Origin of the sequence: Rhodococcus sp. SGAir0479 (assembly GCF_005484805.1) — a bacterium.
Classification (GTDB): Bacteria; Actinomycetota; Actinomycetes; order Mycobacteriales; family Mycobacteriaceae; genus Prescottella.
Genome location: NZ_CP039432.1, coordinates 4,678,130 through 4,703,175 on the forward strand (window position 1 = coordinate 4,678,130; position 25,046 = coordinate 4,703,175).

A 25,046-nucleotide genomic window follows, 5' to 3' on the forward strand; every position below is an offset into this window, starting at 1 on the left:
GTCAGGCGCGGCGGCCGGCGCGTTCGGTGAGGAACGCGAAGGCCAGTCCGAGCGCGAGCCACACACTCGCCTGCGTTGCCAGCGACGAGATCCGGAACTGCCACAGCAGGGTGGCCGGGAAGTCCGCGCCCACCTCGTCGATCCCGGGCAGGGCGAGGTAGCCCACCGCGACCACGACGAGGAACGCCGCAGTCTGTCCGACCGTGCGAACGGACACGAGGTCCTGGTGGCGCAGGAGTCGTCCCACACCGACGGCCGCGGCTACCGCGATCAGACCGAGCAGGACGGCGCCGAGCCACAGCAGTGTCCGCTCGTCGATCGTGTCCGGATCACCGACGGCCGGCGGGTTCGCCGGATACATGAAGAACGGGACGGCTTCGATTGCCAGCCAACCACATCCGGCCACGACAGCGGCCAGGGTCGGGCCCGGTAACGCGGTGAACCGGCGCGCGTAGTGCACGACGACCGCGAAGATCGCCCCGAGCGCGATCCCGGCCAGTGTGGTGGCGAGGAACAGGCCGACGCGCTGTCCGGTGCGGCTGACGAGCGCATCGTCGCCGTGGGTGTGCGCGTCCTCCGGCGCTGGACCCGTGTGTTCGGCTGGCGCAGAGGCACTCTCGTGAGGGCCCGGATGCGGGGCGGTGGCCGATTCCTCGATCTCGATGGCCGCCTGCACGTGCGGCTCACCGAGGGTGAAGGCGACCACGCCGCCCGCCAGACCGGCGATCAGTCCGGCCAACAGACCGCGGACGAGAAGTGTTCGGAGGCTTTCGGAGAGGGTCGTCAGTGGCACGGCAGACCCAGCAGGTGCCGACCGTCATGCATCAGTTCGTGCATGTACATGCCACTGCGGGAGACGGCGCCCTGGTCGAAGCCGACCAGATACAGCGCCAGCATTGCGAGCAGCACCACTGCTGCGGCGACGAGCGCGACCGCGGCCGAGTCGGCCGACCTGTCGGGTGAGAAGACGATAGCCATCGATGCCTCCTGGGATTTCGCGTCCCTGTCGGATCCGTGCGATGGCCGAAGTGTCTGGCTCTCGAGGACTGGCCTCGAACACAGTGGCGCGACCGCTCCGGAATGGCACCGGATTACGTCGATCCATCGCTTTGTCGAGCGAACTTTGACACCCCGCAGGTCACGGTGTCAATCCCTGGGATCGGCACCGTGACCGCCGGTGTCCTGCGCCGCCGGGCCCGGAAAGCCCGGGCCGGACGACTCAGGATTCGGGGCGGGCCGCTACGTCCAGAACCACCTCGAACTCGAGCAGCGACGCTCCCGAGGCGACCGGCTTGGCGCGCTCGCCGGCGTGCGCTTCGCGGGCGGGACCGCTGGCCCATGCCTGGAACGCCTCGTCGGACTCCCACTGCGTCACCACGAAGTAGCGGTCCTCGCCCTTGACCGGACGCAGGAGCTGGAATCCGAGGAAGCCGGGGGAGTTCTCGACCGCGTGTGCGCGATTGGCGAACCGCTTCTCGAGTTCGGGGCCGGCGCCCTCGGGCACCTCGATTGCATTGATCTTCACGACAGCCATGCACGCGAGGGTACTCCGGGGACATCGGTTCTCCCCGTGTCCGCGGGCGGTGGGCTACCGTCGGTTCCGTGTTGCACGACGAGGGTGGGACGGGTCGGCCGATACTGCTGCTGCACGGGCTGATGGGCAGTGCCCGCACGTGGTCCCGGCACGTGTCGTGGCTGCGCGAGCACGGCCACGTCTACACGTTCGACGCCGCCGGCCACGGCCGCCCGATCGACGGCGATCCCACGACCGAACTGTTCGTCGCCGATCTCGCCGCCGCACTCGACGGGCTCGACGATCCGCTCACCGTCATCGGTCACTCGATGGGCGCCCTGCACGCGTGGTGCTTCGCCGCCGCTCATCCGCACCGGGTCCGCGCCCTCGTCCTCGAGGACATGGCCCCGGACTTCCGTGGTCGGACCGCCGGGGACTGGGCCACAATGGTTTCCGCGTGGCCGCAGCCGTTCCCCTCGGAGGAGTCCGTGATCGCGTACTTCGGCGAGGTCGCCGGCCGGTACTTCCTCGACTCGTTCGAGAAGCGCCCCGACGGCTGGTATCTGCACGGAAGCGTCGAGACGTTCCGGGACATCTCGGAGGAATGGGGCCGCCGCGACTTCTGGGCGCAGTGGGACGCGGTGCGGGTGCCCGCGCTGCTCATCGAGGGCGAGTACACCATCACGCCCGAGGGACAGATGCGCCGCATGCTCGAGGGGCACGACGCCCGCTACGTGTGGGTCGCGCAGGCCGGGCACCTCGTCCACGACGACCAACCCGGAACGTACCGCGCCGCCGTCGAGCAGTTCCTGACGTCCCTGGACTGACCCGTCAGCGGCCGCCCTCACCGGCCAGCGCGAACAGCCCGTCCTCGGTCTGCTCGATCAGGCCGTCCACCAGCAGCGAGTCCAGCGCCCGGTCCCGCTGTCCGGGGTCGCTGAGCCACACCAGGTCGAGGGCGGCCCGCTCCACCGGATGGACGCTGCCGCGCAGCACGTCCATCAGCTTGCCGCGCACCTGGCGATCGGTGCCCGCGAACTTCTGCACCTTGCGGGGCTCACCGGTGTAGGCGGGCCGCCCGGCCTCCACCCACGCGCAGCGCGGCAGGGGGCAGCGGTCGCAGGCGGGGGTGCGGGCGGTGCACACCGTCGCACCCAGCTCCATGAGGGCGGCCGAGAACCGCGCGGCGCGCTCGCGGGTACGGGGCAGGAGCGCCTCGACGTCGGCCAGATCGCGCCTGGCCGACGGGTTGCCCTGGTCCGCTCGGCCGTGCACGGCGCGCGCGACCACACGGCGAACGTTGGTGTCCACGACGGGAACCCGGTGTCCGTACGCGAAGCACGCGACGGCGCGGGCGGTGTAGTCGCCGATGCCGGGCAGGCTCAGCAGGACGTCGACGTCGGCGGGCACCACGTCACCGTGCTCGCTCGCCAGCACGCCCGCGCACTCGTGCAGGCGCAGCGCGCGGCGCGGATAGCCGAGCTTGCCCCATGCGCGCAGGACGTCCGCCTGGCTCGACGCCGCCATCAGCGACGGCACGGGCCAGCGGCGCACCCACTCCTCCCAGATCGGCGCGACCCGTACGACGGGAGTCTGCTGCAGCATGATCTCGCTCATCAGGATGTGCCACGCGGTCACCCCGTCGCGTCGCCACGGCAGATCGCGGGCCTGTTCGTCGTACCACCGCAGCAACGCCGAACCGTCCACTGACGCCGAAGACCCCGAAGACACCGAACTTCTCACCCTTCTCCGTTCACCACTCGGGCTTTCGTCGTCCAATCGAGACGGCGGACGGAGGAGGGTGCACAATTGCCCCATGCCGAACTCCAACCCGATCTCCGCTTGGAAAGCCCTCAAGCAGGGTAACGAGCGATTCGTCAGCGGTACCCCGCTGCATCCGAGCCAGGGTGTTGCCGACCGTGCCAAGTTGGTCGACGCCCAGCACCCGACTGCCGTGATCTTCGGCTGTGGCGACTCCCGTGTCGCCGCCGAGATCATCTTCGACCAGGGCCTCGGCGACATGTTCGTCGTCCGCACCGCCGGCCACGTGATCGACAGCGCCGTCCTCGGCTCCATCGAGTACGCCGTCGCGGTCCTCAACGTGCCGCTCGTGGTCGTGTTCGGTCACGACAGCTGCGGCGCCGTCAAGGCCACGCTCGACGCCCTCGACAACGGTGCCATCCCGGCCGGGTTCATCCGTGACGTCGTCGAGCGCGTCTCGCCCTCGATCCTGATGGGGCGCCGCGAAGGTCTGTCGACGGTCGACGAGCTCGAGGGCCGCCACGTCGTCGAGACCGGTTCGCTGCTGATGCAGCGCTCGCGGATCATCTCGGAGGCCGTCGAGGCCGGCAAGTGCGCCATCGTCGGTGTCACGTACAAGCTCTCGGACGGCGACATCAAGCTGCAGAGCGTCCAGGGTGACGTCGGAGAGCCGGCCGTCTGAGAACCGCGGGGCCCGGGGCGCAGCGTGGTGGACACGACTGCGCCGCCGGGCGACACGCCGGTACCGCTGAAGCAAGGGCAGGACGCATGGAATTACGGTTGACTCGTGCTTGAACCGAACGGACCGTTGCCCCCCGAGATCTACCGGCGTCGGCGGGTGGCCGCGGTAGTCGCGATCGTCGTCGTGCTCGGATTGATCGTGTGGATCGTCTCGTCGCTCACCGGCGGCGATTCGTCGGACTCGTCGGCCGCCGCCGAGACGTCCGCCCTCACCGAGACCTCGGAGGCGGCGCCGTCCTCGTCCGAGGAGAAGCCGTCGGAGTCCGCCGCGGCGTCGTCGACCAGCACGTCCGCCTCCGCGACGTCCACGAGTGGCGCCGCGTCGGCACAGTGCTCGGACCAGTCGCTCGCGATCAAGGCGACGCCGGATCAGCCGCAGTACAAGATCGGTGACGAGCCGAGCTTCACCGTGGCGATCACCAACATCGGCACCGCCAAGTGCGAACGCAACCTGGGCTCGGGTCTGCAGCAGGCGCTCGTGTACACCCTCGACGGCAACAAGCGGCTGTGGTCGAACGTCGACTGCTACCCGGATGCCGAGCCGGCCGTGCAGGTGCTCGAGCCCGGCGGGCAGGCCCGGTTCACCGTGAAGTGGTCCGGCAAGACGTCGGATCCGGGCTGCACCACCACCCGCAACCAGGTGGCCCCGGGCGCCTACACGCTGGTCGCGCAGCTCGGTGAGCTGCGCAGCGCGCCCGAGCCGTTCAACTTCTCCTGAGCCGCTAGTCGTACGGCCCGCTGATCGAGGCCTCCGCGAGGCGCGAGAGCCCTTCGCGGATGTGCCTGGCCCACAGGCCGCCGATGCCGTCGACCGACTGCAGGTCCGCGGCCGTCGCGGCCAGAAGTCCCTGCAGCGTGCCGAACGAGCCGACGAGCCGATGGATCTGCGTGAACTGCAGCCGCGGGACGCGGGTGAGGATGCGGTAGCCGCGCGGGTTGACCGGGGCGTCGAGCGCCTCGATGGTGCCGGGGTACCCGAACGCACGGGCCAGCGTCGTCAGGTCCAGCAGGTCGACGTCGGTGAGCTTGTCGAGGGCCGCGAGAGTGCTGTCGACCGCCGTCGTCGACGCGGGTTCCGATCCCGCCAGGTAGTCCCGGACGACGAGCCGACGGACCGCGTCGTTGTCGCCGACCAGTTCCTCGAGTTGCAGCGCCAGCTGCCGGCCGTCGGTGCCGAGCTCGAGCACGTCCTGCTCGATCTCGACGGACACGCGGCGGACCATCTCCAGCCGCTGCACGACGGTGAGCGCGTCCCGCAGCGTCACGAAGTCTTCGATCTCGACGACCGACAGCTGCCGCGTCACCTCGTCGAGCCGGGACTTGTAGCGCTCGAGCGTCGCGACGGCCTGGTTGGCGCGCGCCAGGATGGTGTCCGAGCCGTCGATCACGTGCCGGATCCCGCCGACGTACACGCTGACGATGCTCATCGACTGGCTCACCGACACCACGGGGTAGCCGGTCTGGAATGCCGTGCGTTCGGCGGCGCGGTGCCGGGTCCCGGATTCCACCGTGGGAATCTTGTGGTCGGGGACGAGCTGCACGTTGGCGCGCACGATGCGGGTGCCGTCGGAGGAGAGCACCACGGCGCCGTCCATCTTCGACAGCTCCCGCAGCCGGGTGGGCGCGAACTCGACGTCGAGCTCGAAGCCGCCGTCGCACAGGGCCTCGACTTCCTCGTCGTAACCCAGCACGATCAGCGCGCCGGTGCGTCCGCGGAGGATGCGTTCGAGTGCGTCGCGCAGCGCGGTGCCCGGGGCGAGGCGGGCGATGGTGTCGCGGAGCACGGCCGACGTCGTGGCGTCGTTCATCGCGACAGTCCCCCCTCGTGCGGTGTGCGTCTGCGGTCGGTGCGGCCGTCCGATCGCGCCGGAAAGCAGTGAGTCCGACGTCACATCCGGACGAGCCGCGTCCGGGAGACGATCGAGCCGTCTCTACATTACCTAGTTGTGAGCAGTACTTGGACTTTGCCCGATGACCTCGTCATGCCGGAGGTGCCGGACTACTTTCCGGCTCCCGGCGAATCGCTTCCCCAGCACTGGTCCAAGTGCTTCGGGTGCGGGGACGACCAGCCCGCCGGCATGGCGATGAGCTTCACCGCGGACGAGAACTACGCGGTGAAGGGGCGCCTCGTGGTGGCCAATCGTTACCAGGGCGGGCCGGGTGTGATCCACGGCGGCATCCTGTCCACCGCGTTCGACGAGGTGCAGGGCATGGCGTGCATGGTGCTCGGTGGGCCGGTCGTCACCGCGCATCTCGAGATCGACTTCGCGCGGCCCATCCCGCTGAGTTCGGTGCTCGAGTTCCGGGCCCGTCTCGAGGGCACGGTCCGCCGCAAGGCGTACACGACGTCGGAGGCGTTCATCGTGGAGGGGCCGGGCGCCGATCCCGACACTCCGGTCGCGACGTCGCGGGGACTGTTCCTGACCGTCAGAGCCGAACACTTCGCGCCCACGGCGGCGTTCGTCGACGGCGTCCCGACGTCGCCGTTCGGCACGTCCGCCGTCTGACCCTCAGCGAAGGCTCAACGCGCGCAGCGCATCTCCGACGTCCGCGACCGGGACCGCGCGGATGCCCCGGGGCAGGTCCCCGGAGTCGACCGGCACCACCGCGCGGGTGAAACCCAGCCGTGCGGCCTCGGCGACCCGGCGCGCCACTCCGCTCACCCGGCGCACCTCCCCGGCCAGGCCCACCTCGCCCAGCACGACGGTGCCCGCGGGGATGGGCCGGTCCTTGCCGGCGGACGCCACCGCGATCGCCAGCGCCAGGTCGCACGAGGGGTCGGTCATCCGCATGCCGCCCACCGTCGCCGCGTAGACCTCCTTGTCGGAGAGCTTGATGCTGTGGCGGCGTTCGAGCACGGCCAGCACCATCGAGACGCGGGCCGAGTCCAGCCCGCTCACCGCGCGCCGCGGCGACGGGTTCTGGGTGGGGGCGACGAGCGCCTGCACTTCACCGAGCAGCGGCCGTTTGCCGTCCATCGTGACCGTGACGGCGGTGCCGGGCACCTCGTCGTCCCGGTGGTGCAGGAACAACCCGGACGGGTCGCTCACGCCCACGATGCCGTCCTCGCGCAGCTCGAAGCAGCCCACCTCGTCGGCGGCGCCGAAGCGGTTCTTGATGCCGCGGATCATCCGCAGCGACGAGTGCTTGTCGCCCTCGAAGTGCAGCACCACGTCGACGAGATGCTCGAGGGAGCGGGGTCCGGCGACCGCGCCGTCCTTCGTGACGTGGCCGATCAGCAGCACCGGCACCCCGCTGGCCTTCGCGAGCGAGGTGAGCGCGCTGGTGACGGCCCGGACCTGGGTGACACCGCCGGTGACGCCGTCGACATCGGCGGCGAGCATGGTCTGCACCGAATCGACGATCAGCAGTGTGGGCCGGACCTGCTCGACGTGCCCCAGCACGGTCGCCAGGTCGGACTCGGCCGCCAGGTACACGCGATCGTGCACGGCGCCCATCCGGTCCGCGCGCAGCCGCACCTGACCGGCCGACTCCTCGCCGGTGACGTAGAGCGCGCGGTCGTCCGGTCCGCGGGACGCCCACCGGTGCACCACCTCGAGCAGGAGCGTCGACTTGCCCACACCGGGTTCCCCGGCGAGCAGCACGACCGAGCCGGGGACCACACCGCCGCCGAGCACGCGGTCGAGTTCGTCGACGCCGGTGGGCTTGGCGCGGGTCGTCTTCCCGTCGATCTGACTGATCGGGGTGGCCGGGGTGCTGGGCAGCACGGCGGCCGCGCCGCTGCGCGCCAGGGAGGCGCCGGGACGGGCCGCGACCGCGGCGAGCACGGGCGCCTCGTCCATCGAACCCCAGGTGCCGCACTCGGGGCAGCGGCCCACCCACTTGGCCACCGTGTGCTGACACGACGAACACCGGAAGCTCGATTTGGGTTTTGCCACGCGTGGCAGCCTAGCGGCGGCCGCCGACACCGAACGGCCACGGCCGGGAACCGTTCCCCTGTCCGGTTCGTCCTATTTTTGTAGGACTGTCGATGCGACCCGAAAGAGGAACATGAGACGCGCCAAGCGCAAACCTCGAAGACCCGACCCGTCCCGTGCGATCGTCGGTGACAGCCCGCGTACGGAGGTGGCCGCATGGTGACCCTGCTCGGAATCCTCGCCGGCGTCGCGGTCGTGCTGCTGATCACCGCACTGACCGGGTACTTCGTCGCCCAGGAATTCGCGTACATGGCGGTGGACCGGTCCCGCCTGAAGGCCCGCGCGGAGGCCGGTGACACCGCCGCGGCCCGCGCCCTGGGGGTGACGCGGCGGACCTCGTTCATGCTCTCGGGCGCCCAGCTGGGCATCACCGTCACCGGCCTGCTGGTCGGCTACGTCGCCGAGCCGCTCGTCGGGCGCGGGCTGGGCGAGCTCCTCGGTGGCGTCGGTGTCCCCACCGCCGTGGGTGTGGCCGTCGGCGCCGTGCTCGCCGTGCTGTTCTCCACATTCGTCCAGATGCTGTTCGGGGAGTTGTTCCCCAAGAACCTCGCGATCGCCCGCCCGGAGCCGGTGGCCCGGCGACTGGCCCTCTCCACCACGGTGTACCTCCGGGTGTTCGGCTGGCTGATCCGGCTGTTCGACCAGTCGTCCAACCTGCTGTTGCGGGTGCTGCGGATCGAACCGGTCCACGACGTCGAGCACTCGGCCACCGCGCGCGATCTCGAACACATCGTCGCGGAGTCCCGCGACACCGGTGAACTGCCGCGCGAGCTGTCGACGCTGCTGGACCGGGTGCTCGATTTCCCCACTCGCACAGCCGAACACGCGATGATTCCGCGGGCCCGGGTCGACGTCGTCCGCGCCGACGAACCGATCGCCGACGTGATCGCGCGGATGGGGGCCGGACACACGAGGTATCCCGTGGTGGGCGCCTCCAACGACGACCTGGTGGGTGTGGTGCACCTGCACGATCTCCTCGGCGCCGACACCACCGGCAGCGCCCGCGATCACGCGCGCCGCGCGGTCATCGTGCCCAGCACGCTGCCCCTGCCGGACGTCCTGAGCCAGCTGACGGCGGCGGGCGACGAGATGGCGCTCGTCATCGACGAGTACGGCGGATTCGACGGGGTCGTCACGATCGAGGACATGGCGGAGGAACTCGTCGGGGAGATCGCCGACGAACACGACCCGGACCGTGACGCCACCGAGGTCGAGCTCGTCGACGGCGGGTGGCTGGTGCCGGGTTCGGTCCACGTGGACGAGGTGTCCCGTGTCCTCGACGAGAACCTTCCCGAAGGCGACGACTACGAGACGTTCGCCGGTCTGGTCATCGCCGAGTTCGGTGGGCTGCCGCGCGTCGGCGACACGGTCCGGGTGCCGCTGCCCGCGGACCCGGCGGACCTCGTCGCCGACCGACCGTCACCACCCCGGTCGCTGGAGGTGGAGGTGCGGGCCGTCGACAGGCACGTGCCGTCGTTGCTGTTCGTGACCGTGTACGCCGACCGGAAGGACCACGTCGATGAGTAACCCCTGGATCGTCCTCGCCGTCACGGTCGCGTTGATCGCGGCCAGCGCCTTCTTCGTGGCCGTCGAGTTCGCGCTCATCGCGGCGCGCCGGCACCGCCTCGAGGACGCGGCCCCGCGGAGCCGATCGGCGCGGGCGGCGTTGCGCAGCGCGTCGGAGCTGTCGGTGCTGCTGGCCGGGTCCCAACTGGGCATCACGGTCTGCACGCTCGCGCTCGGCGCGGTGACCAAGCCCGCCGTCCACCACTGGCTCACCCCCGCGTTCGCCGACTGGGGTGCGCCGATGTGGCTGGCCGACGTCGCCGGCTTCGTGCTGGCGCTCGTGATCGTGACGTTCCTGCATCTCGTCGTCGGCGAGATGGCGCCCAAGTCGTGGGCCATCGCACACCCGGAGAAGTCGGCGACGTTGCTGGCCGTCCCGATGCGCGGCTTCATGTGGCTGACGCGGCCCGTGCTCACGCGCTTGAACCGGCTCGCCAACCGGTGCCTGGCCCGGGTCGGCGTCGAGCCGGTCGACCAGGTGGCGTCCGGGCAGGACCCGGTGGCCCTGCGGCACCTCGTCGAGCACTCGGCCACCGTCGGCACCCTCGACGAGCGTTACCGCGGACACCTGACGAGCGCGCTCGAACTCGAGGCATTGACGGTCGGCGACATCGTCCGGCCGAACAGCGATCCGAGCAGTGTCGACGCCGACGCGTCGGTCGCGCAGATCCGGGCCACCGCGGACACCAGCGGGCACCTGCGCCTGCTGGTCCGGGACGGCGGCGGGATCGGCGGCGTCCTGCACGTCCGGGACAGCCTGCGCGCGGCGCCCGACACTCGGGCCCGCGACCTGCAGCGCCCGGTGCTCACGCTCGCGACCGGCACGCCCGTCTACGAGGCCCTCGCCACCATGCGGGAGACCCGCAGCCACATCGCGGTGGTGCGTGACGGCGACGATCGGATCGTCGGGTTGATCACACTGGCGGACGTCCTCGCCCGGCTCCTGCCGACGGCGGGAGCGGCGTAGAACGGGACGAGCCCCGGGCGACCATGTCGCCCGGGGCTCGTCCGGTGAGTGCTGTGGATCCCGAAGGGTCAGTGGCCCTCGGAGACGTCGGGGGACTTCTCCGACTGGTGGCGCTCGGTCTGCGGGCCGGCGTCGACCGGGACCTGCACGGTGATGTCACCGGCGTTCTGGAACGTGAAGACGACCGGGAACGTCAGGCCCGGGCGCACACCCTCACGGAGATTCTCGAGCGTGACGTCGAGCAGGCTCACCGACTCCGGGGCCTCCTCGGGCACCGTGACGTCCGGGTTGCCGGCGCCGAGAGCGGCCTGCGGCTTGATCTCGCGGGTGCCGTCCTTGTCGACGATGGTGACCGAGCCCGCGTAGTCGGACTTGATGCTCTTCAGCGCGTCCGTGCCGTGCTCGCTGAGGTTGACCGCGGTGAACGCGAGCTGAGCGGCGCCGCCCGGCTCGATGCTGTACTCCTCGGAGTTCGGGTAGACGACGTGCACGTTGCGCAGGGCGATGTTGCCGCTGGTGGCCTGGTTGCCGTTCACCGCCGCGACCTGAGTGGCCGTCTGCGAGATCTGACCTGCGCCGCACGCGGACAGCACGAGCGTCGCGCCGGCAGCGAGGGCGACAGCGGTGGCGACTCGGCGAGTCGGCGACGCATTGAGAGCAGTCACGGGTTGTCCTCCATGGGTCAGGTTCACAATCCACTAGGCAGAGTAGTAGTCACCCTCGAGTCCGTGTGCGCTGGGTACTCCCAACGGTGTCCCGGGGAGGGGACAACGCTTGTCCGCGTGCGTCTTCGGGGGTGCGCGAGGGCCCGACGGCGGGGGCGCGGCGGGGGTCGGAAATGCACGGTTGGTCGCGCCTGTCAAGCCCCAGGATCAGGTGAGGATGCCCCTGACCTGCACCGTTGCTGGGCCCTTCCCTAGGTCACGTGTTAAACTCGAAAGATCGAAAGGGGCACGGGACAGATGATTTTTAAGGTCGGAGACACCGTCGTATACCCCCATCACGGAGCGGCGCTGATCGAGGCGATCGAAACCCGCACCATCAAGGGTGAACAGAAGGAATACCTCGTTCTCAAGGTTGCTCAGGGCGACCTCACCGTCCGCGTTCCCGCAGACAACGCCGAGTACGTCGGTGTGCGTGACGTGGTGGGCCAGGAGGGTCTCGACAAGGTCTTCCAGGTGCTGCGTGCACCGCACACCGAGGAGCCGACGAACTGGTCTCGCCGCTACAAGGCGAACCTCGAGAAGCTGGCTTCGGGTGACGTGAACAAGGTGGCCGAGGTCGTGCGTGACCTCTGGCGGCGTGAGCAGGACCGCGGACTGTCCGCGGGTGAGAAGCGAATGCTGGCCAAGGCTCGGCAGATCCTCGTGGGTGAGCTCGCGTTGGCGGAAGGCACCGACGACGCCAAGGCCGAGATCATTCTCGACGAGGTTCTCGCCGCCGCGTCCTGACGGTGACCACCACACGAGGACCGGTCGTTGCGCTGGTCCCTGCGGCCGGACGCGGCGTGCGGCTCGGTGAGTCCGTTCCCAAGGCCTTCGTCGAGATCGACGGGCGCACGATACTGCGCCACGCGGTCGACGGGTTGCTGGCCTCCGGGGTCGTGGACACGGTCGTGGTGATCGTGCCCGAGGAACTCGTCGACGCCGCGCGGGCGGACCTGCCCGAGGGTGTCGTCGTGGTCGTCGGAGGCGACGAGCGCAGTGATTCGGTGCGCGCGGGACTGGCCGCCGGGACCGGGGCCGAGTTGGTCCTGGTGCACGATGCCGCCCGGGCGCTGACGCCGCCGTCGCTCATCGCGCGGGTCGTGGCCGAACTGCAGGCCGGACGCACCGCGGTGATTCCGGTGCTGCCGGTGAGCGACACCATCAAGACCGTCGACGTGCTCGGCGCCGTCACCGGCACGCCACCGCGATCGGAGCTGCGGGCCGTGCAGACGCCGCAGGGCTTCGACGCGGCGCTGTTGCGCCGCGCCTACCAGGACGTCGACGGTGACGCGACCGACGACGCCGGACTGGTGGAACGGCTGGGCGAACGCGTGCGCACCATCGTCGGCGAACCCGAGGCATTCAAGATCACCACCCCGTGGGATCTCACGCTCGCCCGGATTCTGCTCGGGCAGGCGAGATCCGAGTAAGGAGCTACGAGCGTGCGAGTCGGAATCGGCACCGACGTCCATCCCGTCGAGTCCGGTCGTCCGTGCTGGATGGCCGGGCTGCTGTTCGAGGACGCCGACGGCTGCGCCGGGCACTCCGACGGCGACGTCGCGTCGCACGCGCTGTGTGACGCGCTGCTGTCGGCTGCGGGCCTGGGCGATCTGGGCTCCGTGTTCGGGACCGGCCGCCCGGAGTGGGACGGCGTCAGTGGCGTGCGGATGCTGACGGAGGTGCGACGTCTGCTGGGCGACGCCGGATACGTCGTCGGCAACGCGGCGGTCCAAGTCATCGGCAACCGGCCGAAGATCGGCCCACGGCGAGAAGAGGCCCAACGGGTGCTCGGCGAGGTACTCGGGGCGCCGGTGTCGGTGTCCGCGACGACCACCGACGGGCTCGGACTCACCGGCCGCGGCGAGGGCATCGCCGCGGTGGCCACCGCGCTGGTCATCCCCGCAGATGGCGACCGGTAGAATCGTTCGTCGTGACCCTGCGCCTATACGACACCGTGACCCGGGCTCCGCGTGACTTCGTCCCGCTGACCCCCGGACATGCGTCGGTGTACCTGTGTGGCGCCACCGTGCAGGGCGAACCTCACATCGGCCACGTCCGCAGCGGCGTCGCGTTCGACGTCCTGCGCCGCTGGCTGATCGCGCACGACTACGACGTCGCGTTCGTGCGCAACGTCACCGACATCGACGACAAGATCCTGGGCAAGGCGGCCGAGGCCGGGCGTCCCTGGTGGGAGTGGGCCGCGACGTTCGAGCGTTCGTTCGACTGGGCCTACCGGCAGCTGGGGGTGCTGCCGCCGTCCGTGGAGCCCCGTGCGACCGGACACATCACGCAGATGGTCGACATGATGCAGCGGCTCATCGACAACGGCCACGCGTACGCCGCCGGCGGTGACGTCTACTTCGACGTCCGGAGCTTCCCCGAGTACGGCCGGCTGTCCGGGCACAAACTCGACGACGTGCACCAGGGCGAGAGCGCGGGAGCCGGCAAGCGGGATCCGCGCGACTTCACGTTGTGGAAGGCGGCGAAGCCCGGCGAGCCGTCGTGGCCGACGCCGTGGGGCCCGGGCCGGCCGGGGTGGCACCTCGAGTGCTCCGCGATGGCCGTGTTCTACCTGGGCCAGGCCTTCGACATCCATTGCGGCGGACTGGATCTGGTCTTCCCACATCACGAGAACGAGATCGCGCAGGCGAAGTGTGCCGGTGACGACTTCGCGCAGTACTGGCTGCACAACGGTTGGGTCACCAAGTCGGGCGAGAAGATGTCGAAGTCGCTCGGCAACGTGCTGTCGGTACCCAACGTGCTGAAACTTGTTCGGCCACAGGAACTTCGGTACTACCTGGGCAGCGCCCACTACCGGTCGATGCTCGAGTACTCCGAGGACGCACTGCAGGAGGCGGCGGTGGCGTTCCGCCGCTGCGAGTCCTTCGTGCAGCGCGCCGCCGAGCGCACCGGGCAGGACGTGCCGGTCGGCAAGTGGACTGCGGAGTTCGCGGCCGCGCTCGACGACGACCTGAACGTACCGGCCGCGCTCGCGGAGATCCACGGACGCGTGCGGGAGGGCAACATCGCGCTCGAGTCCGGTGACTTCGACGGTGCGCGGGCGCTGGCGGCGCAGGTGCGCGCCATGCTCGACATTCTCGGTGTGGATCCGCTTGCGCCGCAATGGTCTTCGGCGTCGGACACCTCCGCGGCGATGGGCGCTCTCGACGTGCTCGTCCAGGCCGAACTCGACCGGCGTCAGCAGGCGCGGGCCGACAAGAACTGGGCGGTGGCCGACGAGGTCCGGGACCGACTGGCCGCGGCGGGCGTCGCCGTGACCGACACTCCGAGCGGGCCCGAGTGGTCGCTCGAGCAGGCTTCTTCCAACGAATCGGGTAAGTGATGGCGGGTAATTCGAGTAGGCGTGGCGCGATCCGCAAGGGCGGAACGAAGAAGGGCCAGGTCGTCGGATCGGGTGGCAAGCGGAGCAAGGGCCTCGAGGGCCGCGGCGCGACGCCGCCGGCCGAAGCACGGACCAAGCACCCCGCCGCCAAGCGGGCCCGCGCCGCCGCCCGAGCGACGGAACAGCGCCAGCAGCAGCGCTCGGCCGCGATCCGCCGGTCCGACGATTCCCCGGAGATGGTGCTCGGCCGCAACCCCGTCGTCGAGTGCCTGCGCGCGGGGGTGCCGGCGACGGCGCTGTACGTCGCCGTCGGCGCCGAGACGGACGACCGGCTCAAGGAAGCGGTGCAGCGTGCCGCCGACGCGGGCATCTCGATCCTCGAGGTTCCGCGCACCGATCTGGACCGCATGAGCTCCAACGGGATGCACCAGGGCATCGGGTTGCAGGTGCCGCCGTACCGGTACGCGCACCCCGACGATCTGCTCACCGCGGCCCGCAGCCGTCAGGAACCGGCGCTGCTGGTGGCGCTCGACAACATCACCGATCCGCGCAACCTCGGCGCCGTGGTGCGTTCAGTCGCGGCGTTCGGCGGGCACGGGGTGGTGATTCCGCAGCGTCGCAGTGCGAGCGTCTCGGCGGTCGCGTGGCGTACCAGTGCCGGTGCGGCCGCCCGGCTGCCCGTTGCGCGGGCCACCAATCTCACGCGCACGCTCAAGGACTGGCAGGCCAAGGGCGTCCAGGTCGTGGGTCTCGACGCGGGCGGCGACACGAGCCTCGACGACTACCAGGGCACCGACCCGGTCGTGATCGTCGTCGGTTCCGAGGGCAAGGGACTGTCGCGGTTGGTTCGCGAGACGTGCGACTCGATCCTGAGCATCCCCATGGCGGGCGAGGTGGAGTCGCTCAACGCGTCCGTCGCCGCGGGCGTGGTGCTCGCCGAGATCGCTCGCCAGCGCCGCGGCTGAGTCTCACGGGATACGCCGAAATCTGATCCGGTCTCCCGGTCGCAGCTGGGCTGCGGCCGGGAGGTCGTCTTTCACGACCACCGCGATCACGGGATAGCCGCCCGTCACCGGGTGATCGGCGAGGAACAGCACCGGCATGCCGCTCGGCGGAACCTGCAGGGCGCCGACGGTCATACCCTCACTCGGCAGCTCGCCGCGGCGGGCGCGGTGCAGCGGGCCCGCTCCGATCAGACGGGCGCCCACCCGGTCGGTGTCGGTGGTGACGGTCCACGTCTGCCGCACCAGCGCGGCGCGGGATGCGGGCGTGAACCAGTCGTCGCGCGGGCCCATCCGGAGCCGCAGTTCGGCCGGGTCGGTGGGCGCGGCGGGGGGCGGGATGAGGTCCTCGGCCGGCAACTCGCCGTGGAGGTCGCCGATCGCGATGCGAGCGCCGTCGCGGATCGGTGCGGGGCCGATCCCCGACAGCGTGTCGGTGGAGCGGCTGCCGAGGACGGCCGGGACGTCGACACCCCCGCGCACCGCCAGGTACGTGCGCAGGGCCGCGGTCGCGATCCCGATCTGCACCTCCGCACCGCTGCGTAGGTGCAGGGTCGAGTAGAGCGGGCGCGGCCGGCCGTCCACGGTGAGCGGGACGGCGGCACCGGTGACCGCGATCGTCACGGGCCCGTTTGCGCGGGCCCGGAATCCGCCGAGCGTGACCTCCAAGGTGGCGGCGGCCGGATCGTTGCCGACGAGCCGGTTGGCGCCGTCGTGGGCGGCGACGTCGGCGGCCCCGGAGACCCCCACGCCGAGTGCCGCGTGGCCGGGCCGTCCGCGGTCCTGCACTGTGGTGCGGGGACCGGCGCGCAGGATGTCGAGCGATGGCATGGATCGATTGTCGCCGACGGTGCCCGGTGCGGACGACGATCCCTGATTACGATCGGCCGATGCTCACAGCTGTACTCTACGGACTCGGCACCGCGCTGCCGCTGTTGATCGGCGCGTGGATCGGTCTGCGCTACGACCTTCCCCGGCCACTGTTGGCCGCTCTCATGGCTTTCGGTGCCGGCACCATGGTGGCCGCGGTGTCGTCCGAACTTTTCGCTCCCGCGTTCGCGATGGAGGGCGTGTGGGTCGCGGGCGCAGCGCTGCTCGCCGGCGCGCTGGTGTACGTGCTGGCCGACCACCTCATCGAGAACAAGCTCGGGCCCGCCGCGCTGGGATGGGCGTTGATGCTCGGTGCCCTGCTCGACGGCATCCCGGAGAACACCGCCCTGGGTGTCTCCCTCATGGAGGGCGGGGGAGTGGTGCTGCTGGTCGCCGTCGCGGTGGGCAACGTTCCCGAATCCGTCGCGGGTGCGGCGTCGATGCGGAACCAGCGCGGCTTCGACGCGCGGCGCGCGCTGCGGGTGTGGGCGATCACCGCGGCGGTGCTGGTGCTCGTCGTCGTCGCCGCGAATGCGATCTCCGACAACATCTCCGACGGCAGCATCGCCGTCGTCCAGGCGTTCGCGGGTGGCGCGACCATCGCGGTGCTCGCCGACTCGCTGATGCCCGAGGCGTACCGCGAGGGCGGCTGGTGGGTGGGGTTGTCCACCGCGCTCGGATTCCTCGTAGCCTTCGCGCTCGGTGCCTGACCGGGACGGGCGTCTCAGTTCACGAGCAGCACACCGGTCAGCGCGATCGCCGCGACCCAGACGGTCGACAGTGCGGCCAGGGCCAGGGGGCGGGGACCGACCTTGCGGATCGTCGCGACGTGGACGCCCGTCCCGAGCGCGAACATCGCCGCGGTCAGCAGCGCCGTCTGCGCCGTCTTGGCGGCGGTGAGGACGGCGTCGGGCACCAGTCCCGTCGATCGCGCTGCGGCACAGGCCAGGAACGCGACGACGAACAGCGGCACCAGCGGCGGCCGGGTGCCCTCCGCCGCCCCGTCGGTCCGACGCCGCTGCTGCAGACCGATCACGGCCATCACCGGTGCCAGCATCACCACGCGCGCGAGCTTGACGACGGCAGCGACCGCGAGCGCGCCGCCGCCGATGGCGCCGCCCGCCGCGATGACCTGGGCCACTTCGTGGATCGAGCCGCCGGCCCACATCCCGGCCTCGTGTTCGTCCAGACCCAGCGCCCGCGCGAGCAGCGGGACGACCGGGATCATCAGGGTTCCGAAGATCACCACGAGCGCGACCGCGGTGAGGACCTCTTCCTCCTCGGCGTCGACCACCCCGTCCACCGCGGCCGTCGCGGCGGCGCCGCAGATCGAGAAGCCACAGGCGATCAGCAGGCGCTGGGTCCAGCTCAGTCCGAGCCATCGGCCCACCGTCATGGTCCCGGTGATGCCCAGGACGACGATCGCGACGACGACGCCGATCATGCCCCAGCCGAGTCCCACGATGTCGCTGAGCATCAGCTGGAGTCCCAGTAGCGCGATGCCCACCCGCAGGAGCTTCTTCGACGAGAACGTCAAGCCCGGCCGGAGCGTCGTGGGCAGGTGCACGGTGTTGGCGGCGACCGCGCCCAGCACGATCGCGATCAGCAGGGGGCTGACGGTCGGAAGCAGACGACCCACACCCATGGCGAGGGCGGTCGCGACCGCGGCGACGGCCACGCCCGGCACCAGGGGTGCGGTGGCCTCCCGCACGCGTGCCGGAAGCGCGGGGACGGTGGTGTGCTGGTCGACAGGACTGCCCATGGTGTCCAGCGTCGGGCACCGAACGGCTGTTCGGTAGCCGGATATTCCGCATGAGGACATATCGATCGGATATGTCAATAGTTGGGCGCATAGAATCTCGGGATGCCTCGCCGCTGGCCCGAACTCGACGTCCTCGAACTCCTCGTGGGGGTCGACGATCACGGAAGTCTCAGCGCGGCAAGCAGGAACGCGGGAATGGCGCAGCCGAACGCGAGCCGTGCGATCAAGCAACTCGAGCGTCATTTCGGGATGCCGCTGGTGGAGCGCCGCACCACCGGATCGACCCTCACTCCCCAGGGCACGGTGATCGTGCACTGGGCCCGGCGGGTGCTCGCGGAGGCGCATCGGCTGCTCGACGTCGCCGACGGGCTGCGCGCCGAACGGGCCGCGGAGCTCACGATCAGCGCGAGCATGACGGTCGCCGAGCATCTGCTGCCGGGCTGGCTCGGCCGCTTCCGGGCCCTCGACACCGGCGTCACCATCCACCTCCAGGTACTCAACTCGAGTCAGGTGTTCGAGCGGCTCGAGTCCGGTGCGTGCGACATCGGGTTCGTCGAGTCCCCGACGGTGCCGCGCACACTGCACAGCGTGACCGTCGCCCGTGACCGGCTGGTCGTGGTCGTGCCCGCCACGCATCCGTGGGCCCGTCGCCGGAAGCCGATCGCGGTGCAGGAACTGGCGCAGACGCCCCTCGTCGTCCGGGAGCCCGGCTCGGGGACCCGCACCACCCTCGACGTCGCGCTGCGAGATTTCGAGCGCACGCCACCGCTGCTCGAACTCGGCAGCGCCGCGGCGATCCGGACCAGCGTCGTCGCGGGGGTCGGTCCCGCGGTGATGAGCACGCTCGCGGTCGAGGAACAGGTCGCGTCGGGCGAACTGAAGGTGGTGGACGTCGAGGGGTTGGTCCTCGACCGCAGTCTCCGCGCGGTGTGGCGCGGGCCGCGGCAGCTGACGGGCCCCGCCGGTGATCTGGTGCGCATGATGCGCCGCACGGGCGGCGACCGGGCCCCCCGGGCGCAGGCCCGCTGAACCCGTGCCGGGAGGGCCCGGTGCGAAGCCGGCTCAGGCGGCGACGAAGGTGACCGCCGCGCCGGGCCGCAGCAGAGCCGGCGGGTCGCGGTCGACGTCCCACATGCGCTCGGTGGTGGTTCCGATCAGCTGCCATCCGCCGGGGGAGCTGCGGGGGTAGACCCCCGAGAACTCGCCCGCCAGCCCCACCGCGCCGGCCGGGACGACGGTGCGCGGGGAGGACCGCCGGGGCACGTGCAGGCGGGTGTCCCCGGCCACGAGGTAACCGAAGCCGGGACTGAACCCGGCGAACGCGACCGTCCACACCTGCCCGGTGTGCGCGGCGATCACGCCGTCGACGCCGAGCCCGGTCAGCGCGGCCACCTCGGCGAGGTCCGGGCCGTCGTAGTGCACGGTGATCTCGACCGGATCCGCCGTCACCGTCTCGTCCGCGGCCGAGGGTGTGGTCGTCCGTATCCAGCCCGCGACCACGTCGGGGCGGACCCCGTCGAACCGGACCAGGATCGTGCGGGCGGCGGGCACCAGATCGGTCACGGCGGGGTGCGGGTGCGCGGCCATCGCGCGGTAGTGCGCGAGTGTCGAATCGAGCCCGTCGTACTCCGCCAGCAGGGCGCGGTCGCCCACGTCGAGGATGCGCATCAGACGAACGGTTTCACGTGGATCTTCTCGTCGTCGAGCAGCTTGCGGATCGCCGCGGCCATCTCGACGGCGGCGGGTGTGTCGCCGTGGACGCAGATCGTCTGCGCCGGCACGACGATGCGGGTGCCGTCGATCGCGTCGATCGTCCCGGTCGTCACCAGCTGCAGCACCCGCCGCGCGACGAGATCCGGATCGTGCACGACGGCGCCGGCCTCGGTCCGCGGGACCAGCGTGCCCTCCGGCGTGTAGGCGCGGTCGGCGAACGCCTCCGTGACGACGCGCAGACCGGCGCGCTCCGCCTCCTCGAGGAACGCGGAACCGGGGAGTCCGAGCACCGGCAGCGACGGGTTCACGGCCCGTACGGCATCGACGACGGCGCGCGCCTGGTCGCGGTGCCGAACGATCGCGTTGTACAGCGCGCCGTGCGGTTTCACGTACGTGACCGCCGAGCCGGCGGTGCGGGCGAGCGCGTCGAGGGCGCCGATCTGGTAGATGACGTCGGCGGTCAGATCGGCCGCGGCGACGTCGATGAACCGGCGCCCGAACCCGGCGAGGTCGCGGTAGCCGACCTGCGCCCCGATCCGCACCTCGCGCTCGGCCGCGTCCCGGCACGTGCGCAGCAGCGTCGCGGGATCGCCGGCATGGAACCCGGCCGCGACGTTGGCGCTCGTGACGAGGTCGAGCATCGCCGCGTCGTCACCGAGGGTCCACGCGCCGAAACTCTCGCCGAGGTCGCTGTTGAGATCGATCACCGCCACGGTGTCGATCCTAGGCCGTCCCCGTCAGTCGGCGACCTGCTCGTACTCGCGTTCGGCGGCGGTGACCACGGCGGCCGGGCTGCGAACCGCGCCGGGGTGGTACGTGACGGCGCGCAGATCACCGCGGTACCGGAACACACCCCGCCTCCGCCGCAGATCCCACGACACCGGACCGCGGGCGTCCAGACCCACGGAGATACCAGTCCACGGCGCCATCCCGATCAGCTGGACCTGCCCGGTCAGCGCGCCGGTGGCCCGGCCGTCGACGGTGACGGCGAAGTCCCAGCGCAGTGCGGGGACGACGGTGGCCCGCAGACCCACCTTCCGGGTACCGGCCGGGACGGGACCGCCGTCCACCTCGGTGTAGGCACCGAAAGCGTTGTAACCGAACACGAGCCGGTCGTGCTCGACGTACAGCAGGTACCCGCCCTGCAGATCCCCGTGCGCCACCAGCACGCCCTCGTCGCCCGCGCGGAATCCGGCCAGATCGACGTCGACCTCGAAGTCGCGAAAGCCGATCAGCCGCGACGACCGGTAGCGCTCGAGCGTCGGGGTGCCCGCGAGGATGCGCACCGGCCGGGTGTAGCGGTCCTCGTCGGGCCGGCGGACCGCGCCCACCGCGTTGCCCAGCAGCGGGAACACGGTGTTGGCCCAGGCGGCGTCGTCCCACGCCTGCGCCAGCTCGGCGACCTTCTCCGGGAACCGGCCGGCCAGGTCGTGCAGTTCGGTGGGGTCGGACCGGACGTCGAACAGCTGCCAGCGGGGGTCGTCGAGGTCCGCGCCGCGGTCGAGGAGCGTCGGGTTCAACGCCAGCAGCTTCCAGCCGTCGCGGTAGTAGCCGCGGTTGCCGGTCATCTCGGTGTACTGCTCGGTGTGCGCGGAACGAGCGGCCGGGTCGCGCAGCACGCCGGCCACCGACGTGCCGTCGAACGACTTGGCCGGCAGCCCCTTCCGCGACGCCGGAGGTTCGACGCCCGTCAGCTCGAGGAGCGTGGGGGCGAGGTCGGTGACGTACGCGAACTCGGTGCGCACACCGGCGTCGGCGTCGTCGCGCCGCAGTCCGGCCGGCCACGACACCAGCAGCGGCACCCGCACCCCGCCGGCGTACGACTGGCCCTTGAAGAAGCGGAAGGGCGTGTTGGACGCCTGCGCCCACCCCCGCGGGTAGTGGACGCCCAGGCGGGCGGTGCCGATCAGCGCGGGGTCGTGCGGGACGTCGCCCACCCACTCCGGATCGTGTACGTGGGCGAACTCGGCGAAGTAACTCCGGGTCCCCTCCGGCCCGCCCTCCGCGGTGCCGCCGTTGTCGGAGGTGAACACGACGATCGTGTTGTCCCGCTCGCCGAGCTCGTCGAGCGTGTCGAGGATGCGACCCACCGACTGGTCCACGGAGTCCACCATGGCGGCGTACACCTCCATGTAGCGCGCGTACCGCTGCTGCTGCTCGGCGGTGAGCGCGTCCCACGGCGGGACGTCGAAACCGTCCAGGGTGTTGCGCGCGTCCTCGGTGCCCGGCGGGAACAGGCCCATCGCGAGCTGGGATGCGAAGCGGGACCGGCGGATCCGATCCCATCCCTGTGCGTACCGGCCCCGGTACCCGGCGATGTCGGTGTCCTTGGCCTGCAGTGGACCGTGCATCGCGACGTGGGCGAAGTAGAGGAAGAACGGCTTGTCCGCGTCGTGTGCGCGCAGGTCCTTGATGTACGACACGGCCCGGTCGGTGAGGTCGTCGGTCAGGTAGTAGTCCTCGGGGTAGTCGTCGACGTCCACCACCGAGTTGTCGGAGATCAGCTGGTTCGGATGGAAGAACGAGTTCAACCCCTCGAGCGAGCCGTAGTACCGGTCGAAGCCGCGCTGCGTCGGCCACGAGTCCCGGTCCCGGCCGGGGCTCATGTTCGCGTCCCGGACCAGGTGCCACTTGCCGACGGCATACGTGGCGTAACCACCGGCGCGCAGGATCTCGGGAAGGGTGAGGACGTCGTCGGCGAGTTCGAGGCGCACGCCCGGGAAGCCCGGGTCGGCGTTGGCGACGAAGCCGTATCCGGCGCGGTGCGGGTTGAGACCGGTCAGCAGGGCGGCGCGGGAGGGCGAGCACAGCGGGGTGGTGTGGTAGTTCGTGAACCGCACGCCCTCCGCCGCGATGCGGTCCAGGTTGGGGGTGTCGATCTCGGACCCGTACGGACCGATGTCGGAGTAGCCCATGTCGTCGACCAGGACGACGACGACGTTGGGCGCACCCGGCCGTGCAGTCGTCGTGGCGGGCCAGCTGGGCGTCGAATCAGCCGCGGTGCGACCGATTCTGCCCTCGAAACCCTCGTAACCTCGCGCGTACGGCGGAACGGTCATGTCGGACAACCTTCTTTCTGCGGATCGCCCCAGGGAACCATGTGCTCGGCGCGGGGGGCCACGGTTGCGATCCCGGCGAGCAAAAGTCGCGCCAGGTCACGCGGACGCGCCCGCCGAGAATGGTGCGTGAAGCGGCGATCCGGAGTCCGAACGGGTTGTGGCGGAGGCGCTCTCGGGCTACCGTCCTCGCCATGCCCAGGAGCCGGACGACCACCCAGCACGTCACCTACGTGACGTTCGCGCTGGGTGCGCGGCTCCCGCTGGCGCGGGAGCTGTGTTGTCGCAGCTGTCCCGGTCGCGCCCCCGTGCGCACCCACGGCTGAGCTGCATCGCGTCCGACGTCGACGAGCGATTGCCGTCTGCCGTCGTCTGTCGCCTTCCCCGTTTCTCGCCCGACGGGCGTGCGGGCGCCGCTCCGGTCCATGCGACCGGGCGCGGGCGCCGCCGCCCCCGGGATCACCCTCACCGTCCGAAGGGCTGGATCACCCGTGCGTTCGACCACATCCGTACCCGCGCTCGACCGCCGCGCGTTCCTCCGCGGGAGCGGGCTCGCCGCCTTCGCAGTGCTCGGTGCAGTCGCCACCACCGGCTGCGCCTCGGCCGTCGCCGAGTTACGTTCCGGCGCCGCAGTTTCCGGAGACGTCACCGCGCGACGCGGTGGCACGGTCCGGGTCGGTCTGGCGAACGACCTGGTCGCAGGCGGCATCCTCACCAGTTCCAACGATGCGATCATCACCACCGTGGGTCTGGTGTACGAGACGCTGATCCGCTACCCCGGCGACAGTCTCGAGCCTCAACCCTCGCTCGCCACGTCGTGGCAGTTGGCCGCCGACCGGCTCAGCCTCGACCTGCGGTTGCGCGACGACGTCCACTTCCACTCGGGACGCCGATTCACCTCTGCCGATGCGGAGTTCGCGCTGCGCACGTATGCCGACCCCAAATGGACGGCGCAGCTGCGGAGCACCGCGGCCACCATCACGGGGTACGACACGAGCGATCCTGCCCGGCTGGTGCTGACGTTCGCCCGGCCCATCGGCAACATCTTCGACCTGCTCGACATCGTCCCGATGATCGACCGCGACACGGTCGCCGAGCTGGCAGCGGGAGAGACGTACATCGGAACCGGTCCCTTCGTGTTGGCCTCGCGGACCCCCAACTCGCAGATCGTCTTCGAGAGGAATTCGAACTACTGGCGTCCCGACCGGCCGTACCTGGACCGCGTCGAGGCCGCTGTCATCACGGACTCGTCGGCGCTGCTCGCCAACGTCCGGTCCGGGCGCATCGACTACACCGGGGCGCTCACCTATCGCGACGCGAACAATCTCACCCGGCTCGGTGGCTTCTCGGTGGTCGAGGAGGAGGGTGCCGAGGGCCAGTTCTACCTGGGCACCAACGTGGCCTCGCCGGCTCTGCAGGACGTTCGGGTCCGCCGGGCCATCGCGTACGCGGTCGACCGGGAGCGGATCGTCGACGAGGTCTTCCGCGGCGCCGCCTATCCCGCGAACCTGCCGTGGCCGCGGCACTCGCCGGCGTACGACGAGGACCGCAACACCACCTACACGCTCGATCCCGACCGGGCGCGTGCGCTGCTCGCGGAGGTCGGGGAGCTCCCGCCGATCCCGCTGACCTACGCGGCAGGCAGTCCCTCGAACGAGACCATCGCCCAGATCGTGCAGGCGGACCTCGCCGCCGTGGGGCTGACCGTGGAACTCGATCCGGTCGAGAACGCGGTCGCGGTCAAGCAGCTCATCGCGGGCCAGTTCCCCGGTCTGTGGCTGCTCACGCACAGCTTCGCGCAGTACACACCGGCCACGCTGACGGTCAGCGCCTATCCCTTCAACGCCCGCAGGAACGCGTCGAACTTCACCGACGCCGACTACCTCGCGGCCGCGGAGGCCGCGTGGCCCGTGTCGGGGGAGGAACCCGAGGCGCTGGCGCGCTACCGCGCCGTCAACGACCAACTGCTCGAGCACCTGTTCCTGATCGAGTTGGCGGTCGTCGTCCCGCGCCTGGTGACGACGTCGAGGCTGCGCGGGTTCGGTTGGACCCGGCGCACGGAACCGCAACTGGCCGACGCCTTCCTGGCGTGAATCCACTCCGAGTAT

Annotated in this window: 27 protein-coding genes; 15 read left to right on the forward strand and 12 right to left on the reverse strand. The window is 70.8% G+C overall.

The genetic code is table 11. From position 1 onward, the window contains the following. Position 1: 1 nt before the first annotated feature. The 3 genes from E7742_RS21690 to mhuD all read right to left on the reverse strand — a co-directional run bounded on the left by E7742_RS21690 (position 2) and on the right by mhuD (position 1,534). Positions 2-793 carry a CbtA family protein gene (locus E7742_RS21690; RefSeq protein ID WP_137800823.1) on the reverse strand — a complete coding sequence of 264 codons (792 nt, stop codon included), beginning with the start codon at positions 791-793 and terminating at the stop codon, positions 2-4. Then, on the reverse strand, positions 784-978 hold the full coding sequence (locus tag E7742_RS21695) for a CbtB domain-containing protein (protein WP_137800824.1): 195 nt from the start codon (positions 976-978) through the stop codon (positions 784-786). Before E7742_RS21695 ends, E7742_RS21690 begins: the two co-directional genes overlap by 10 nt. A gap of 241 nt (positions 979-1,219) precedes the next feature. Further along, complete coding sequence (gene mhuD, locus E7742_RS21700) at positions 1,220-1,534, reverse strand: mycobilin-forming heme oxygenase MhuD (protein WP_137800825.1); 315 nt, start codon at positions 1,532-1,534, stop codon at positions 1,220-1,222. 68 nt (positions 1,535-1,602) lie between these two features. On the opposite strand from mhuD, the gene E7742_RS21705 reads away from it, so the two are divergent. Further along, a complete protein-coding gene (locus E7742_RS21705; RefSeq protein WP_137800826.1) occupies positions 1,603-2,340 on the forward strand; it encodes an alpha/beta fold hydrolase in 738 nt (245 codons plus the stop codon). Between the two features lie 4 nt (positions 2,341-2,344). On the opposite strand, the gene E7742_RS21710 is transcribed toward E7742_RS21705, so the two are convergent. After that, positions 2,345-3,244, reverse strand: coding sequence for an A/G-specific adenine glycosylase (locus E7742_RS21710; protein WP_137800827.1), 900 nt, complete (start codon positions 3,242-3,244; stop codon positions 2,345-2,347). An 85-nt stretch (positions 3,245-3,329) separates the two neighbouring features. On the opposite strand from E7742_RS21710, the gene E7742_RS21715 reads away from it, so the two are divergent. Both E7742_RS21715 and E7742_RS21720 read left to right on the forward strand, forming a co-directional pair. Beyond that, positions 3,330-3,956 (forward strand): carbonic anhydrase, encoded by a 627-nt coding sequence (locus tag E7742_RS21715; protein WP_137800828.1) that lies wholly within the window; start codon positions 3,330-3,332, stop codon positions 3,954-3,956. A 105-nt stretch (positions 3,957-4,061) separates the two neighbouring features. Further along, entirely contained in the window at positions 4,062-4,733 is a 672-nt protein-coding gene (locus E7742_RS21720; protein ID WP_137800829.1) for a hypothetical protein, read from the forward strand. A gap of 4 nt (positions 4,734-4,737) precedes the next feature. On the opposite strand, the gene disA is transcribed toward E7742_RS21720, so the two are convergent. Next, on the reverse strand, positions 4,738-5,823 hold the full coding sequence (disA, locus tag E7742_RS21725) for a DNA integrity scanning diadenylate cyclase DisA (RefSeq protein WP_137800830.1): 1,086 nt from the start codon (positions 5,821-5,823) through the stop codon (positions 4,738-4,740). 138 nt (positions 5,824-5,961) lie between these two features. Between disA and E7742_RS21730 the strand changes: the two genes are divergently transcribed. Next, positions 5,962-6,522, forward strand: a complete 561-nt coding sequence (locus E7742_RS21730; protein WP_137800831.1) for a PaaI family thioesterase — start codon at positions 5,962-5,964, stop codon at positions 6,520-6,522. A 3-nt stretch (positions 6,523-6,525) separates the two neighbouring features. On the opposite strand, the gene radA is transcribed toward E7742_RS21730, so the two are convergent. After that, complete coding sequence (radA, locus tag E7742_RS21735; RefSeq protein WP_137800832.1) at positions 6,526-7,914, reverse strand: DNA repair protein RadA; 1,389 nt, start codon at positions 7,912-7,914, stop codon at positions 6,526-6,528. Positions 7,915-8,109: 195 nt separating this feature from the next. Between radA and E7742_RS21740 the strand changes: the two genes are divergently transcribed. Continuing rightward, positions 8,110-9,480, forward strand: a complete 1,371-nt coding sequence (locus E7742_RS21740) for a hemolysin family protein (RefSeq protein WP_137800833.1) — start codon at positions 8,110-8,112, stop codon at positions 9,478-9,480. Continuing rightward, positions 9,473-10,486 (forward strand): hemolysin family protein, encoded by a 1,014-nt coding sequence (locus E7742_RS21745; protein ID WP_137800834.1) that lies wholly within the window; start codon positions 9,473-9,475, stop codon positions 10,484-10,486. The genes E7742_RS21740 and E7742_RS21745 overlap by 8 nt, the downstream gene beginning before the upstream one ends. A gap of 68 nt (positions 10,487-10,554) precedes the next feature. Here E7742_RS21745 and E7742_RS21750 read toward each other — a convergent pair whose 3' ends face one another. Next, positions 10,555-11,151, reverse strand: a complete 597-nt coding sequence (locus E7742_RS21750) for a copper chaperone PCu(A)C (RefSeq protein ID WP_137800835.1) — start codon at positions 11,149-11,151, stop codon at positions 10,555-10,557. A 297-nt stretch (positions 11,152-11,448) separates the two neighbouring features. Between E7742_RS21750 and carD the strand changes: the two genes are divergently transcribed. From carD to rlmB, 5 genes are read left to right on the forward strand one after another with little or no spacing between them, the layout of a single operon-like run. After that, entirely contained in the window at positions 11,449-11,937 is a 489-nt protein-coding gene (carD, locus tag E7742_RS21755; RefSeq protein WP_007528440.1) for an RNA polymerase-binding transcription factor CarD, read from the forward strand. A gap of 2 nt (positions 11,938-11,939) precedes the next feature. After that, complete coding sequence (ispD, locus tag E7742_RS21760; protein WP_137800836.1) at positions 11,940-12,623, forward strand: 2-C-methyl-D-erythritol 4-phosphate cytidylyltransferase; 684 nt, start codon at positions 11,940-11,942, stop codon at positions 12,621-12,623. Between the two features lie 12 nt (positions 12,624-12,635). Further along, entirely contained in the window at positions 12,636-13,112 is a 477-nt protein-coding gene (ispF, locus tag E7742_RS21765) for a 2-C-methyl-D-erythritol 2,4-cyclodiphosphate synthase (RefSeq protein ID WP_137800837.1), read from the forward strand. Positions 13,113-13,123: 11 nt separating this feature from the next. Beyond that, positions 13,124-14,536 carry a cysteine--tRNA ligase gene (gene cysS / locus E7742_RS21770; protein WP_137800838.1) on the forward strand — a complete coding sequence of 471 codons (1,413 nt, stop codon included), beginning with the start codon at positions 13,124-13,126 and terminating at the stop codon, positions 14,534-14,536. Next, complete coding sequence (gene rlmB, locus E7742_RS21775) at positions 14,536-15,501, forward strand: 23S rRNA (guanosine(2251)-2'-O)-methyltransferase RlmB (RefSeq protein ID WP_137800839.1); 966 nt, start codon at positions 14,536-14,538, stop codon at positions 15,499-15,501. The genes cysS and rlmB overlap by 1 nt, the downstream gene beginning before the upstream one ends. A gap of 3 nt (positions 15,502-15,504) precedes the next feature. Here rlmB and E7742_RS21780 read toward each other — a convergent pair whose 3' ends face one another. Then, a complete protein-coding gene (locus E7742_RS21780) occupies positions 15,505-16,368 on the reverse strand; it encodes a biotin-dependent carboxyltransferase family protein (RefSeq protein ID WP_137800840.1) in 864 nt (287 codons plus the stop codon). A gap of 59 nt (positions 16,369-16,427) precedes the next feature. On the opposite strand from E7742_RS21780, the gene E7742_RS21785 reads away from it, so the two are divergent. After that, positions 16,428-17,117, forward strand: a complete 690-nt coding sequence (locus tag E7742_RS21785; protein ID WP_137800841.1) for a ZIP family metal transporter — start codon at positions 16,428-16,430, stop codon at positions 17,115-17,117. Positions 17,118-17,131: 14 nt separating this feature from the next. Here E7742_RS21785 and E7742_RS21790 read toward each other — a convergent pair whose 3' ends face one another. Continuing rightward, on the reverse strand, positions 17,132-18,169 hold the full coding sequence (locus tag E7742_RS21790; RefSeq protein ID WP_137800842.1) for a YeiH family protein: 1,038 nt from the start codon (positions 18,167-18,169) through the stop codon (positions 17,132-17,134). Positions 18,170-18,271: 102 nt separating this feature from the next. Between E7742_RS21790 and E7742_RS21795 the strand changes: the two genes are divergently transcribed. Further along, positions 18,272-19,198 (forward strand): LysR family transcriptional regulator, encoded by a 927-nt coding sequence (locus E7742_RS21795; protein WP_137800843.1) that lies wholly within the window; start codon positions 18,272-18,274, stop codon positions 19,196-19,198. A gap of 33 nt (positions 19,199-19,231) precedes the next feature. Here the strand turns inward: E7742_RS21795 and E7742_RS21800 are convergent, their stop codons facing one another. From E7742_RS21800 to E7742_RS21810, 3 genes are read right to left on the reverse strand one after another with little or no spacing between them, the layout of a single operon-like run. Beyond that, entirely contained in the window at positions 19,232-19,837 is a 606-nt protein-coding gene (locus E7742_RS21800) for a 5-oxoprolinase subunit B family protein (RefSeq protein ID WP_137800844.1), read from the reverse strand. Continuing rightward, the gene (locus tag E7742_RS21805; protein ID WP_137800845.1) at positions 19,837-20,595 is read right to left on the reverse strand and encodes a LamB/YcsF family protein; all 759 of its coding nucleotides are present in this window, start codon (positions 20,593-20,595) and stop codon (positions 19,837-19,839) included. The genes E7742_RS21800 and E7742_RS21805 overlap by 1 nt, the downstream gene beginning before the upstream one ends. A gap of 24 nt (positions 20,596-20,619) precedes the next feature. Further along, on the reverse strand, positions 20,620-22,941 hold the full coding sequence (locus E7742_RS21810; protein ID WP_137800846.1) for an arylsulfatase: 2,322 nt from the start codon (positions 22,939-22,941) through the stop codon (positions 20,620-20,622). Positions 22,942-23,132: 191 nt separating this feature from the next. Here E7742_RS21810 and E7742_RS23675 point away from each other — a divergent pair, with 191 nt between their 5' ends. Together E7742_RS23675 and E7742_RS21815 are read left to right on the forward strand one after the other, a co-directional pair. Continuing rightward, a complete protein-coding gene (locus tag E7742_RS23675; RefSeq protein WP_302660215.1) occupies positions 23,133-23,264 on the forward strand; it encodes a hypothetical protein in 132 nt (43 codons plus the stop codon). 165 nt (positions 23,265-23,429) lie between these two features. After that, complete coding sequence (locus tag E7742_RS21815; protein WP_254699107.1) at positions 23,430-25,031, forward strand: ABC transporter substrate-binding protein; 1,602 nt, start codon at positions 23,430-23,432, stop codon at positions 25,029-25,031. Positions 25,032-25,046: the final 15 nt, after the last annotated feature.

Excerpts from the sequence above, each read along its gene's own strand:
- E7742_RS21695 (WP_137800824.1), bottom strand. The coding sequence starts at position 978 with ATGGCTATCGTCTTCTCACCCGACAGGTCGGCCGACTCGGCCGCGGTC.
- mhuD (WP_137800825.1), bottom strand. The coding sequence starts at position 1,534 with ATGGCTGTCGTGAAGATCAATGCAATCGAGGTGCCCGAGGGCGCCGGC.
- E7742_RS21715 (WP_137800828.1), top strand. The coding sequence starts at position 3,330 with ATGCCGAACTCCAACCCGATCTCCGCTTGGAAAGCCCTCAAGCAGGGT.
- disA (WP_137800830.1), bottom strand. The coding sequence starts at position 5,823 with ATGAACGACGCCACGACGTCGGCCGTGCTCCGCGACACCATCGCCCGC.
- E7742_RS21740 (WP_137800833.1), top strand. The coding sequence starts at position 8,110 with ATGGTGACCCTGCTCGGAATCCTCGCCGGCGTCGCGGTCGTGCTGCTG.
- E7742_RS21745 (WP_137800834.1), top strand. The coding sequence starts at position 9,473 with ATGAGTAACCCCTGGATCGTCCTCGCCGTCACGGTCGCGTTGATCGCG.
- carD (WP_007528440.1), top strand. The coding sequence starts at position 11,449 with ATGATTTTTAAGGTCGGAGACACCGTCGTATACCCCCATCACGGAGCG.
- rlmB (WP_137800839.1), top strand. The coding sequence starts at position 14,536 with ATGGCGGGTAATTCGAGTAGGCGTGGCGCGATCCGCAAGGGCGGAACG.
- E7742_RS21780 (WP_137800840.1), bottom strand. The coding sequence starts at position 16,368 with ATGCCATCGCTCGACATCCTGCGCGCCGGTCCCCGCACCACAGTGCAG.
- E7742_RS21785 (WP_137800841.1), top strand. The coding sequence starts at position 16,428 with ATGCTCACAGCTGTACTCTACGGACTCGGCACCGCGCTGCCGCTGTTG.
- E7742_RS21790 (WP_137800842.1), bottom strand. The coding sequence starts at position 18,169 with ATGGGCAGTCCTGTCGACCAGCACACCACCGTCCCCGCGCTTCCGGCA.
- E7742_RS21795 (WP_137800843.1), top strand. The coding sequence starts at position 18,272 with ATGCCTCGCCGCTGGCCCGAACTCGACGTCCTCGAACTCCTCGTGGGG.
- E7742_RS21800 (WP_137800844.1), bottom strand. The coding sequence starts at position 19,837 with ATGCGCATCCTCGACGTGGGCGACCGCGCCCTGCTGGCGGAGTACGAC.
- E7742_RS21810 (WP_137800846.1), bottom strand. The coding sequence starts at position 22,941 with ATGACCGTTCCGCCGTACGCGCGAGGTTACGAGGGTTTCGAGGGCAGA.
- E7742_RS23675 (WP_302660215.1), top strand. The coding sequence starts at position 23,133 with ATGCCCAGGAGCCGGACGACCACCCAGCACGTCACCTACGTGACGTTC.